The following is a 12,766-nucleotide window of genomic DNA, read 5'->3' as shown; positions in this document are numbered from 1 at the left end:
TGAATAGGCGTTACTTCGACTGCAAACCCACTTACAATCTTTGTTGCAATATCTGCACTTGCTCATTCTTCCAGCTGAGGAAGTCACCTGCCTGGATATGTTTCCGCGCTTCTTTTACCAGCCATAGGTAAAAGGCCAGGTTGTGTACGCTGGCAATGGTAAGGCCCAATATTTCTTTGGCTTTCATCAGGTGACGCAGGTAAGCTTTGGAGTAATGGTTGCTTACATGGCAATCGATACCATCATCCAATGGGGTATAATCTTTCTCCCATTTTTTATTGTCGATGTTGATCACGCCTTTCGATGTAAACAACATGGCGTTGCGTCCATTGCGCGTAGGCATTACGCAGTCAAACATATCTACACCCAGCGCTATACACTCCAATATATTCCAGGGTGTGCCCACGCCCATGAGGTAACGGGGCTTATGTACCGGTAACAGGTCGCAACACAATTCAGTATACTCATACATCATATTGTCCGGTTCACCCACACTCAATCCGCCAATGGCATTGCCCGCTGCATTTTTGGAAGCGATGTATTCGCTGGATGCTTTGCGCAGATCGGCAAAGGTGCTGCCCTGTATGATGGGAAACAGGTTTTGCGTGTAGCCGTATTTGTCAGGCGTATTGTCGAACTGTTTGAAGCAGCGATCGAGCCATCGATGGGTAAGTTCCATCGACTTCTTTGCATAAGCATATTCGCTGGGGTAAGGCGGGCATTCATCGAAGGCCATGATGATATCGGCACCGATCGTACGTTGTATGTCCATCACGCTTTCGGGTGTGAACAGGTGACGGGAACCATCTATGTGCGATTGAAAAACGACGCCTTCTTCGGTTATCTTACGGCTGGCAGCCAGTGAAAAGACCTGGTAGCCACCGCTATCTGTGAGTATGGGCCTGTCCCAGCCATTGAACTTGTGTAGCCCTCCTGCCTGCTCCAGCACTTCCAGTCCGGGCCGCAGGTACAAGTGGTAGGTATTGCCCAGAATGATCTGAGCCTGAACGTCTTCTTTTAATTGTTGCTGTGATACCGCTTTCACACTACCGGCCGTACCTACGGGCATAAATATGGGGGTCGCTATCTGCCCATGATCGGTTGTGATAGTGCCTGCCCGGGCTTTGGACCGCTGATCGGTTACCTCCAGTTCGAATTGTAAAACAGCCATAATGGGGCGCAAGATAAGAAAGAAAGGCAACGAGGCATTAAGAAGGCAACAAGACATCGAGGCTTTGAGCTACGGGTCTTTGGGCTAAAGCCCGGTAGTGCGTAGAATCTTACCCCCGGCCCTAAAGGGCCGGGCAATGCTGAAACCATCAACATAAGTTATGCGTAAAATGGTTAACTAAAGGGCTGGAAGCGAGGCTACAAGGGAGGTTTAGGGGGTTGTTTTCCCCAGCCGTTGAAATGTTTCTCGGGCTCACTAACGGTCTGTCGCGTATTTTTGTATTTTGTTCGCTATTGACCCTAAATTGTATGTATGGCCTTTTTGTCATTGATTAACTGGTGGCAAGTATTGTTTTATGTGTTTTGTGTCGTTGCTTTTATTCAATTGCTTTATTACTGGATCTTATTTCAGCGGCTGGCCTGGTATAAGCCTTCCGGGAAGATACAATCTCAACAACATCCTGTAAGTGTTATCATTTGCGCCCGTGATGAGGCGGCCAACCTGGCTAAGAACCTGCCGGGTGTGCTGGTGCAGACTTACCCTACCACGCATGAAGTCATTGTGGTGAATCACAATAGCCAGGATGAAACGCGCTACCTGCTGGAGGAGTTTAAGAAAACGTTTAAGAGCCTTCATATCGTGAACCTGGAGCAGGAAGCCAAAGGCATCCCCGGCAAGAAATATCCTTTATCTATTGGTATCAAAGAAGCCCGTCATGAAATTTTATTGCTGACGGATGCCGACTGTGTACCTGCTTCAGAGAACTGGATGCAGAAAATGCAGGACGCTTATAGCAACGGCACTGAAGTGGTGTTGGGCTATGGTGCTTATCATAAGCTGCCGGGCATGCTCAATAAGCTCATCCGCTTCGAGACGTTTCATGCGGCTTTACAATATCTTTCTTTTGCGCTGGCCGGCATGCCTTATATGGGTGTGGGCCGCAATCTCTCGTATAAAAAAGGCCTGTTCTTTGCCAATAAAGGTTTCTCCTCCATCAACCACGTAAAGAGTGGTGATGATGACTTGTTTATCAACCGGGTGGCTACCAAGAGCAATACTGCCATCATGATCGATCAGGAGGCTATTACACTTTCCTCGCCCAAGAAGAACTTTGGCGACTGGTGGAGGCAAAAGAACCGTCACTTTACTACCGGCAAATTTTATAAGCCAGCCCACCGTTTCCTGCTGGGGCTGTATTCTTTTACACACTTTCTTTTTTACCCACTGCTCATCCTCAGCGCTATCTTTTTTGACTGGCGTATCAGCCTGGGCATCTTTTTGGTGCGCAGCATTACCCAGGCTATTATTTACCACAAGGCTATGTCCAAGCTCAATGAAAAGGATCTTTTTGCCTGGTGGTGGCTGCTGGATATCTGGATGTTCATTTATTATTGCATCTTTGCGCCGGCATTATGGAAAAAGCCCAAGAAAAACTGGAACTGATCACGAAGTATTTTGGTGATTTCTCTCCTGCTCAACTGGAGCAGCTGGGGGCGTTGGATGCTTTATATGCAGACTGGAACAGCAAGATCAATGTGATCTCCCGCAAGGATATGGAAAGCCTGTATGAAAAGCATGTGCTGCATTCACTCAGTATTGCTGCCGCTTTTGAATGGGCGCCTGGCCTTGAGGTGGTAGACCTTGGCACAGGCGGAGGTTTTCCAGGTATTCCCCTGGCCATCTTTTATCCGGAGGTGCGCTTTCACCTGGTAGATAGTATTGGTAAAAAGATCAAGGTGGTGCAAGCAGTAAGTGAAGCGCTGGGATTAAAAAATGTAACTGCTCAACATAGCCGCGTTGAGGAGATCAAGAACCGTAAATTCGACTATGTGGTATCGCGCGCTGTGGCACCGCTGAAAGATCTATGGCACTGGTCTAAACCGTTGCTGAAAAAGCCTTCTTCCACCCAGCACCGCAATCCCGGTTTGATATGCCTGAAAGGTGGCGACCTCACCACTGAGATAGCCGAAAGCAGTTGCAAACCAACTGTTTTAGAGATGTATGAAATATTTCCTGAAGATTATTTCAAAGAAAAATACCTGCTGTTTGTCCCTTACCAATAAGTGCACAAGTTGTTGAGTAATTAGTTGTGCAAGCTATTACCCATTTAGTATATTTATAAACATCTTTCTTAATTTATTCCATGTAAGTGGGTATTTAAAATTACCACAAAGTGGTATTCCCTGTTCCACCAAAACCCGGAACTTTGTGCCATGGATATTAGCATTTGCATAGTAGACGATAATAAGGATATTCGGTCAGCACTGGAACAGATCGTTCTCATGTCTGATGGATACCAGTTATTGGGTAGTGTTGGTTCTGCGGAAGAGGCCATGCAACAGATCCCTTTGCTGAAACCCGATATTGTTTTGATGGACATAAACCTGGGTGAAGGAGAGAGTGGTATTGATTGTGTGCGGCACCTGAAAGCCGAGTACCCGGAAATCCTTTTCATGATGTGTACGGTGTATGAGGATGATGAGAAGATATTCGAGGCGCTTACAGCCGGTGCCAGTGGATACATTCTGAAGAAAACAGCTCCCCATAAACTGCTGGAAGCCATCAGAGAACTACAAGAAGGTGGCGCTCCCATGACCAGCCAGATAGCCCGTAAGGTGGTTAGTGCTTTCATGCACAATAAACAGCCTGTAGAAAAAGCGGGACCAGACGCCTCCTCGCTGAGTGTACTCTCCAACCGGGAAAAAGAAATTCTGGAACTGCTGGCTAAAGGCATGCTGTACAAAGAGATAGCTGCCAGCTTATTCATCAGCCAGGAAACTGTTCGCAAGCACGTGTATCACATCTACGAGAAGCTGCACGTGAACAACCGGGTAGAAGCAATCAACAAATTCTTTGGACGTTAACCGATAGATTTAGACGGCTTTGGCAGTCATGAATTAGTATAGCCATGATTACCAGGGCCGTTCTTTTTATCTCCCGCATCATCGCGGTACCCTGCAACCCCAACGATCACCGTTAGTATTGTAAGTAGTACTAACCAATGTCAGCACTCACCTATTCTGTGGATTAAAAACTACCATAAAGTGGTATTGCCCCGGATGCCCTATGCGTCTACCTTTGCTCCGGGTCGCACTCGTCTGATACGTTAGCCATTATACCTTATCCAAACTTATTTTTTCTGTCTCTCCGCTTAGCTGATCAACAGACATTAACCGACCTTATCTATTTAGGAAAAAGCCGTCTCATTGGTATTGGGACGGTTTTTTACTTTGATGGGTATTGTTTTTTGATATGGGCCACTGAATTGGTGATGAGCTTCTTCAATATGGGCAATTTAATATCGTCCAGCTTTTTTACATACAAGCACCCTGCTCCTATTTTGTATTTACCCAATTGTGCTAACAACTCTTCTTTTTTATTGAACTCTGTAGCAAGGTATATAGCGAAGGCATCTTTCCTCGGTGAGAAACCCGTCAACGGCGCATCTCCCTCGCGCCCGCTCTCATACTTGTAATGATAATTACCAAAACCTACAATGGTAGGTCCATACATGACGGGCTCAAAGCCTGTCAGCTCTTTGAATATTTCAATAAGCTGACGACTTTCATCCCGTTTCGTTTCATTTTCTACTTTATCGATGAAGCCTTTTACGCTCTGTGTAGTATGAGTGGTTTTGTTAGTGGATTTCGCCATTGCCTGTCAGTTTGGGTTTACTAATTTATAAGTATAAGCTACTGGATTTTCTGCTGCCAAACAAAAAAGGCTGCCTTTGCGGCAGCCTTTTGATATAATGTTTTTTGTACTATGGTATCTCCAGTTTATTATTGGTTCGCTCTACGTCGGCCATCCGCTGTGAGGGATCAATTTCCAACAGCTTCAGGTCAGCGAGCTTATGGTTCACTTCGAATACAAAGGTAGGATGTGTCCATTTCCAGGGCTCGGTAGTCGTAGTGGGAATGGAAGCATCTTCCGGTTTCTTGGCGCCGAACATGAGGTACATTGGAATGTTCACCATTTCGCGCGTGCCGTCTTTATATACCAGCAGCACATCCAAAGGCATAGGCATTTTACCTACACGCTTTACGCGTATTTTGGTTTTGCCACCTTCTTCCCAAAGACTGTCTACACCATAGTCGATAGTCTTGGTGGTATTCACGAAATACTCGCGGTACCAATCCAGTTTCATACCGCTCACCTTTTCTGCTATACGGATCAGGTCGTTTACATTGGGATGTTTAAACCTCCACTGACGATAATACTCCAGTAGTATCTTATCGCGTACGTCAGCACCTACAATGTATCCTAACTGCTCCATAAATACTTCCCCTTTTGAGTAAGAAGCAATGCTATAGGCAAAGTTGGTTTCAAAATGATCGGCATGGGTGGTAAGTGGTTCTTCCAGTCCACTTTTCGACAACGCGATGTATCCCTGATATGCGCCGCTGTGAGGGTTCGCTTTTCCAATGAAGCTATTGCTTTTGGTCAGGGAGTCTACCAGTTGCGGCTTGCGGGGGCCTGTACCTACATCAGATTGTGTCACCTGGTTTTTAGTTACTGCCTGGTAATATTCTGTCACCAGTGTTTCGGCATAGCTGGTAAACCCTTCATCCATCCAGGCGTATTCAGATTCGTTGGTGCCCAACAGCATCTGGTACCAGGTGTGCATCCATTCGTGGAAGGCTGTGCCTAAGCTGGCGCTTACGATCAACGTTCCCATGGGATATTCCATACCGCCATCACCACCATGTATGAAGGTGTATTGCTTATAAGGGTAGGCACCAAACTTCTTCTCAATGAATGGCAACACAGTCACTGCTGCATCAGCTATACGCTCCCACTGCGCATCGTAGCTGGACATGTATTTCGTTACATCATTGTCATACCGGCGCTTATTCGTTTCATTCATTGCCTCGAACTGCTTCTTCAGCATCGCTTCGTCGCGGTTGTAGATCACATGGATCACGGGACCGTTGGCAACAGTACGTGTAACGTGTGCGTATTCCGGATCTGCTGCCCACATGAAGTCGTGCACGTTGGGCGCTACAAAATGCCAGGTCAATGTATTCCCGGCGGGCGCCATTATTTTTACGTTGGGTGCCTGGTAACCATGTCCTATCTGGTTGGGATTTTGCAGGTAACCGGTGCCACCGATCAGGTAATTCTTATCGATGGTGATCTTTACTTCGAAATCGCCCCACACGCCATAAAACTCACGGGCAACATAAGGTGTAGGATGCCAGCCTTCGTAATCATACTCACATAATTTGGGGTACCACTGACTCATGGAGTAACGCACACCTGTTTGCGGGTTATCTCTTCCACTGCGACGTATCTGTAAAGGCACCTGTGCCTCAAAATCCATATCGAACGTAACGGTCGTTTTGGGCAGGATGGGCTTGCTCAATATCACTTCCAGGACGGTTTCCTGTACATTATATTTCTGAGCCACGCCGTTCATCTTGAGCGACTGTATTTTCTGGTAGCCGATCTCATCAGGCTTCAGGTTGGCAATACGGTCGCGCACGCGGCCATCCCAATCGGGGCGGCCACTTACCTTGATCTTACCCAGTTCCTGGCTGCGTGCATCCATCATGCTGTTGGGTTGAAACGCATTCCAGTACAAATGATAGAATACTTTGGTAAGTGTATCCGGGGAATTGTTGGTGTATTCCAGTTTTTGTTTGCCGGAGAACCGGTTGGTGTTCACATCCATGTTGATGTCCATGGTGTACTTCACCCGTTGTTGCCAGCGATCGGGTTGTGCCATTGCTGCTGTAACAGCAAAACAGCCAACCAATAAAAGCGTGTGTTTTCTCATTTAGATTTCCTTGGGTTTTGTTCTAAAATTCTAAGCCGGAAGGTAGGGAAAAGAAAGGAAGTCGGGAAGTCGGAAAAGTCCGGAAGTCAGAAAGAAGGGAAGAGCGGGGTTACAAGTCACAGGTTACAGGTTTCTGGTTGCAGGGACATAAAATACAAAGTCCGGAAGAATAGTGTCACTATTGCTTCCGGACTTTGCAGACTTTCGGTCTTTCCGACTGTCTTATAAAGTAATATTATCTTTCAGCAGACGGCCTTCGCTGTTGAACAGGAGGTTCTTTTTCTGCAAGTCGCTTTTTACTACCAGCACGCGGTACTGCACCTTATCGCCGGGCAATTCGATCTTCGTTACGCTTTCTATTTTCCATTCAGCCCATTTGCTTTTGGCGTAACCATCTTTTACAGCTGCAGGCATACCGGGCTCTCCTACTTTTTCTTCTGTATACTGCCATACTGCTTTATTGTTAAAACGGGCTTCGTAGTGACCGCCGTTGTTATCAAATGTTGCGTTAAAGCCCGACAGCTTGTCCTTCCATTCTACATTGGAGGCACTGGGGTATTTGCTTTTAAAAGCTTCTGTTACTGTTGCCGGAACGCTGCGTACTTGTGCTAATGCATTATTGGTCAATGCGAAAGTCAATACAAAGATTAGTGAGGTGATAATGCTTTTCATTACTACTGTTTTAATTATTCATCTATTGTATGCAAATATTAAACCCGGCTGTGATAAGGAAAACTTAAAATGAGTCGGCAATCGGCAGGCGACAATCGGCAATCAACTTTCTTGAGTAGAGTGTACAATATCCTGCGTTCAATCATCATCTTCTTGAGTCTCTGCCCGTTTTCCGGCTTTCTCTTCTTTTCCTGCAATTACCATTACGATCTCTCCTTTAACCTCTTTCTTCTTAAAATGTTCGCAAACTTCCTGTAAAGTTCCGCGCGCATTCTCTTCATACATTTTGGTGAGCTCGCGGCTTACGCTGCATTGACGATCGGCACCGAAGTACTGTATCATGTCCTGCAGTGTTTTCACCAGGCGGTGGGGCGACTCATAAAAGATCATGGTGCGTTCTTCTTCGGCCAGCTTTTTAAAGATGGTTTGCCGGCCTTTCTTTTGGGGCAGGAAGCCTTCAAACGCGAAGCGGTTGGCGGGTAGACCGCTATTGACCAGGGCTGGTACAAATGCTGTTGAGCCCGGGAGGCATTCCACTTTCACACCTACTTTAATGCATTCTCGTACGAGCAGGAAGCCAGGGTCTGAAATACCCGGCGTACCGGCATCCGATACAAGCGCCATGTCCTTGCCCTCCATCAATTGGTTGACGAGGTGCTGCAATACCTGGTGCTCGTTGTGCTGGTGAAAGGGCGACAGTGGCCGTATCACCTGGTAATGATTGAGTAGTTTAATTGTAGTGCGTGTGTCCTCTGCCAGTATCAGGTCAACCTTTTTCAACACTTCCAGTGCACGCAGGGTAATATCCTGCAGGTTGCCGATGGGTGTGGGAACGATATAGAGCATTACCTAATTAACTGATACTTCAAAGTATTCCATTACGGGGTTGGCCAGTAATTTTTTGGAGGCTTCTTCAGCAATCTTTTTGGCTTCTTCGGGGTTGTTGGCCTCTACCTGCAAAGTGATGTTCTTGCCTACACGTACATCCTGCACTGTATTCAATCCCAGGTTTTGTAATCCGCCCATCACGGCTTTGCCTTGTGGATCCAGTAATTCTTTCAGCGGCATTACAGTAACCTGAACATTATACGTCATGTGGTTTTATTTTTGAACGCCAAAGATACAATGATATAGAGAATAAACACGACCGGAACTGCCAGCCACTTCAATAAAACCGCTCCCAACACGGCTGCCAGCAGCAAAATAATTTTGGGCAGATTGCCTTTGAGGGAGAAATCTTTGAATTTAAGGGCCAGTAGCGGAATGTTGCTGACCATCAGGTAAGTAACTATGGCAATAATCCCATATAAAGCCCATTTATTGGCCAATACCTGGTTAACAGTTGATTGGTTTCCATAGAAATAAATGAGGGGCAAAGAGGCGATCAACAGGCCGGCTGCCGGCGTAGGCATGCCTTTAAAGCCATATTGTTGGCTGGCATCGATGTTGAACTTGGCCAGGCGCCAGGCGGCCGCACAGGGAATAATGAATGCAGGCAGCAACCAGCCAATGCTGGCATCGAGCCCGTCTTCCTGTTGGGCCAGACTCAAGCGGAGAAATTGATATATAATAAGTCCGGGCGCTACACCAAAGCTCACCACATCGGCCAAAGAATCCAATTGTTTGCCCATTTCGGAAGTGGCTTTGAACATACGGGCCACAAAGCCATCGAGGAAATCCACTACGGCACTAATACCAATGAACAGGGAAGCGAGGGCCAGTTGTTCCGGAAACCGCACAAAGTATTCTCCCTCTCCATCAAACGCATGATCGATTCCATTCTGCAGGGTAAACACGATAGCACAGCAACCAAAGAATAAGTTGAGTAATGTAAATAAGTTAGGGATCGTCTTCATTATTTATTTTTTCTTCATGTAAGATTCTATCTCTTCTACGGTGATGGGTATTTTAGCCATCAGGTCTTTATTACCGGTTTTTGTAAGCCATACGTTGTTCTCGATCCGGATACCCATCTGCTCTTCTTCGATGTATATGCCGGGCTCAATGGTAAACACCATACCAGCTGTTATTGGTTCGGTACGGCTGCCCAGGTCATGCACGTCGATGCCGAGGTGGTGTGAAATACCATGATATAAGTACTTGCGATAAGCCATGTTGTCTTTGTCTTCATTTTTCAGGTCCTGCTTATTTAACAAGCCCAGCTTCACAAATACTTTATTGGCCTCTGCTCCTACTTTATCTGTGTAAGCCGCGATGGTGATTCCCGGCTTCAGGATACTTTTGGCATAATTGTGCAGGTGCAGGCACCCGTTATACACGTCTTTCTGCCGCTTGGTGAACTTGCCGTTGACAGGTATGGTGCGGGTGAGGTCGGCGCAATAGCCGCCATACTCAGCGCCAAAATCCATCAGTATCAACTCTCCATCCTTGCACTCCTGGTTATTTTCAATGTAGTGCAGGGTGCGCGCCCGGTCGCCACTGGCCACTATGCTGTTGTACGCCTGCCCGGTAGCTCTTTGCGACAGGAAACTGTGCATGATCTCTGCCTCGATCTCATATTCCATCACGCCCGGCTTCACGAATTTTAATAAACGTAAAAATGTGTTGTGTGTTATGTCGATGGCCTGTTGCATCACCACTACTTCCTGTGGTGTTTTCACGGCCCGCAGTTCTTTCATGATACGGGCGCTGCGTTTGTACTGGTGCAGGGGATAGCGTTGCCGCATGGTTTCGGCATAACGGTAATCGCGCACCGGCACCAGATTGGCCTTCCGATCATTCTCGTTGGTATTGAGATAAATGGTATCTGCGAGGTGTATCCAGGGTTGGAGTATGCCTTCAAGGCTATCGAGCCAAAGAACCGTATCAATTCCAGCTATTTCGCGCCCTTCCGCTGCTCTCAACCGCTTACCGTCCCATTTTTCCTTCAACTCATTGGGACGTACCAATACCAACACTTCTCTGAATTTGGGATCAGGATTGTCGGGAAACAGGATCATCATGGTGTCCTCTTGGTCGATACCGCAAAGCCAGTACAGGTCGGAGTTTTGCTTGAATTTGTGGGTAGCGTCGCCATTGGTAGGCAGTTCGTCATTGCTGTTGAAGATGGCAATGCTGTTCTTTTCCATCCGGCTTATGAAGCGTTTCCGGTTTTGCACAAAGATGTTTGGATCGAGCGGAAGGTATTTCATGTGGTAAAGATAATGACACGAATCTGAACGAATTACAGGAAGGTTGAAAGGTTGGAAAGTTGAGAGGTTGACAGGGAAAGAGGCTACTTCTTAAAGGGTCTAAAATGAAAATCGCGATAAAATCAGTCAATGGTTGGTCAATGGATGCTTTTAACTAAAAAATCTATTTTTTAGGAATGGTTTAGTGAAAGGTGCTTATTGTTGAAAGCTTACGAAAAACTAACATTTGTTAGGCGTATAATTAGCCTAAAATCACGCCTTTGATTGAATAATATTCAATTTTTGACGGTTTTGGCGCTTTGCATTAGATTTTTTTAAATTCTACCTTTACAGCCTAACTTATAAAGTGCTTGTTTATGTCAGTATCAACCATCGCGATCTCCATTGATCAATTAACCCGCCTCGGGTTTCGACAAAACCACACGCTTCACTACCAGCTTACGCCCGAAGAACTGGTGCAGGACGTACTGCGTTTGAATGAAGGCGTTTTGAACGACACAGGCGCTCTCGTGATCCGTACCGGTGAGTTTACCGGCCGCAGCCCCAAAGACAAGTTCACGGTGAAGGACGAGATCACCGCCAACTCCGTACACTGGAACGAATTCAACTTACCCCTGGAAGAAAAGTACTTCCACATCATCCAAAAAAGGATTGTTGATCACCTGAACAGTAAAAACGAATTGTGGGTACGCGATGCTTATGCCTGCGCCGATCCACGTTATCGCACAAACATCCGTGTAGTGAATGAAAAGCCCGCGATCAACCTCTTTTCTTATAATATGTTCCTCCGCCCTACGGATGAACAGTTGGAAAACTTTACGCCCGACTGGCATATCCTGTCGGCGCCTGAACTGAAGCTCGATCCCACTGAATGTGGCGTTCGCCAGCACAATGCCGCGGTAATCAGTTTTAAGCACCGCACCATCCTGATCGCAGGTACCGGCTATACCGGCGAAACCAAGAAAGGCATCTTTACTGTACTTAATTATATACTGCCCCAGGAAAAGGGTGTGCTGAGCATGCACTGCTCGGCCAACATGGGCAAGAAGGGCGATACGGCCCTGTTCTTTGGCCTCAGCGGTACTGGTAAAACAACACTTAGCGCCGACCCACAGCGTAAGCTGATCGGTGATGACGAGCATGGCTGGACCAACAACGGCGTTTTCAACTTCGAAGGCGGCTGTTATGCCAAGTGTATCGACCTGAGCGAAGAGAAAGAACCTGAAATATTCCATGCCATCCGCCCCGGCGCACTGGTAGAGAATATTGGTTTCCACCCCGGTAACAACAAGATCAACTTTGCCGATAAATCCATTACTGAGAATACCCGGGTATCTTACCCGCTGGATTTCATCAGCAATGCACAGGAGCCTTCGGTAGGCAATCTACCTACCAATATCTTTTTCCTTACCTGCGATGCCTATGGTGTATTGCCCCCTATATCACGGCTTACGCCTGCCCAGGCTATGTACCAGTTCATTTCGGGTTACACGGCCAAGGTAGCGGGAACCGAAGCAGGGGTTACAGAACCTAAGTCTACCTTCAGCGCTTGCTTTGGCGCTCCTTTCCTACCCCTTCATCCGGGCAGGTATGCCGCCATGTTGGGCGAAAAGCTGCGTAAACACGATGTAAAGGTGTGGATGATCAACACTGGCTGGACCGGTGGCGGTTATGGCACCGGCAGCCGCATGAAGCTGGCCTACACACGTGCCATGATCACCGCAGCCCTCGAAGGCAAGCTGGACAATGTGGAATTTGTCAATCACCCCGTATTTGGTATGGCTGTTCCGCAAAGCTGCCCCAATGTACCGGCTGAGTTGCTGAACCCACGGAATACCTGGGCCGATAAAGGCGCTTATGATGCCGCAGCCCGTAACCTGGCACAGCAATTTGTCAAGAACTTTGAAAAATATGCTGCCGGCGTACAAGAAGAAGTTTTAGAAGCAGCACCTGTTATTTAAAAGCTGTCTTACTATATCTCATTTGCTAAAC

The 12,766-nt window shown here is 47.0% G+C and carries 12 protein-coding genes; 4 read left to right on the top strand and 8 right to left on the bottom strand.

Annotated elements, in window-relative coordinates; genetic code table 11:
• Positions 1-31 precede the first annotated feature (31 nt).
• The gene (gene tgt / locus AC5JBY_RS09370) at positions 32-1,171 is read right to left on the bottom strand and encodes a tRNA guanosine(34) transglycosylase Tgt (RefSeq protein ID WP_495904314.1); all 1,140 of its coding nucleotides are present in this window, start codon (positions 1,169-1,171) and stop codon (positions 32-34) included.
• Between the two features lie 312 nt (positions 1,172-1,483).
• Between tgt and AC5JBY_RS09365 the strand changes: the two genes are divergently transcribed.
• From AC5JBY_RS09365 to AC5JBY_RS09355, 3 genes are all read left to right on the top strand, one after another.
• Positions 1,484-2,614, top strand: a complete 1,131-nt coding sequence (locus AC5JBY_RS09365) for a glycosyltransferase (protein ID WP_495904313.1) — start codon at positions 1,484-1,486, stop codon at positions 2,612-2,614.
• Positions 2,584-3,234 carry a 16S rRNA (guanine(527)-N(7))-methyltransferase RsmG gene (gene rsmG / locus AC5JBY_RS09360; protein WP_495904312.1) on the top strand — a complete coding sequence of 217 codons (651 nt, stop codon included), beginning with the start codon at positions 2,584-2,586 and terminating at the stop codon, positions 3,232-3,234. Before AC5JBY_RS09365 ends, rsmG begins: the two co-directional genes overlap by 31 nt.
• A gap of 150 nt (positions 3,235-3,384) precedes the next feature.
• Positions 3,385-4,035 carry a response regulator gene (locus tag AC5JBY_RS09355; protein ID WP_495904311.1) on the top strand — a complete coding sequence of 217 codons (651 nt, stop codon included), beginning with the start codon at positions 3,385-3,387 and terminating at the stop codon, positions 4,033-4,035.
• Between the two features lie 361 nt (positions 4,036-4,396).
• Here the strand turns inward: AC5JBY_RS09355 and AC5JBY_RS09350 are convergent, their stop codons facing one another.
• The 7 genes from AC5JBY_RS09350 to AC5JBY_RS09320 all read right to left on the bottom strand — a co-directional run bounded on the left by AC5JBY_RS09350 (position 4,397) and on the right by AC5JBY_RS09320 (position 10,774).
• Positions 4,397-4,825 (bottom strand): DUF1801 domain-containing protein, encoded by a 429-nt coding sequence (locus tag AC5JBY_RS09350; protein ID WP_495904310.1) that lies wholly within the window; start codon positions 4,823-4,825, stop codon positions 4,397-4,399.
• A gap of 109 nt (positions 4,826-4,934) precedes the next feature.
• On the bottom strand, positions 4,935-6,950 hold the full coding sequence (locus AC5JBY_RS09345) for a M1 family metallopeptidase (RefSeq protein ID WP_495904309.1): 2,016 nt from the start codon (positions 6,948-6,950) through the stop codon (positions 4,935-4,937).
• A 222-nt stretch (positions 6,951-7,172) separates the two neighbouring features.
• Complete coding sequence (locus AC5JBY_RS09340; protein WP_495904308.1) at positions 7,173-7,622, bottom strand: PepSY-like domain-containing protein; 450 nt, start codon at positions 7,620-7,622, stop codon at positions 7,173-7,175.
• A 138-nt stretch (positions 7,623-7,760) separates the two neighbouring features.
• The gene (rsmI, locus tag AC5JBY_RS09335; protein WP_495904307.1) at positions 7,761-8,468 is read right to left on the bottom strand and encodes a 16S rRNA (cytidine(1402)-2'-O)-methyltransferase; all 708 of its coding nucleotides are present in this window, start codon (positions 8,466-8,468) and stop codon (positions 7,761-7,763) included.
• Between the two features lie 3 nt (positions 8,469-8,471).
• Positions 8,472-8,717: a phosphoribosylformylglycinamidine synthase subunit PurS gene (gene purS, locus AC5JBY_RS09330; protein ID WP_495904306.1), complete on the bottom strand. Its 246-nt coding sequence runs from the start codon at positions 8,715-8,717 to the stop codon at positions 8,472-8,474.
• Entirely contained in the window at positions 8,714-9,478 is a 765-nt protein-coding gene (locus tag AC5JBY_RS09325) for a CDP-alcohol phosphatidyltransferase family protein (RefSeq protein ID WP_495904305.1), read from the bottom strand. The genes purS and AC5JBY_RS09325 overlap by 4 nt, the downstream gene beginning before the upstream one ends.
• Positions 9,479-9,481: 3 nt before the next feature.
• Complete coding sequence (locus tag AC5JBY_RS09320; protein ID WP_495904304.1) at positions 9,482-10,774, bottom strand: aminopeptidase P N-terminal domain-containing protein; 1,293 nt, start codon at positions 10,772-10,774, stop codon at positions 9,482-9,484.
• A gap of 356 nt (positions 10,775-11,130) precedes the next feature.
• On the opposite strand from AC5JBY_RS09320, the gene pckA reads away from it, so the two are divergent.
• A complete protein-coding gene (pckA, locus tag AC5JBY_RS09315) occupies positions 11,131-12,735 on the top strand; it encodes a phosphoenolpyruvate carboxykinase (ATP) (RefSeq protein ID WP_495904303.1) in 1,605 nt (534 codons plus the stop codon).
• The last annotated feature ends 31 nt before the right edge of the window (positions 12,736-12,766 follow it).

It is taken from the genome of Paraflavitalea sp. (assembly GCF_059502485.1).
Note: the sequence above shows the minus strand (reverse complement) of the source record. Positions and strands in the feature narration are given on the sequence as shown.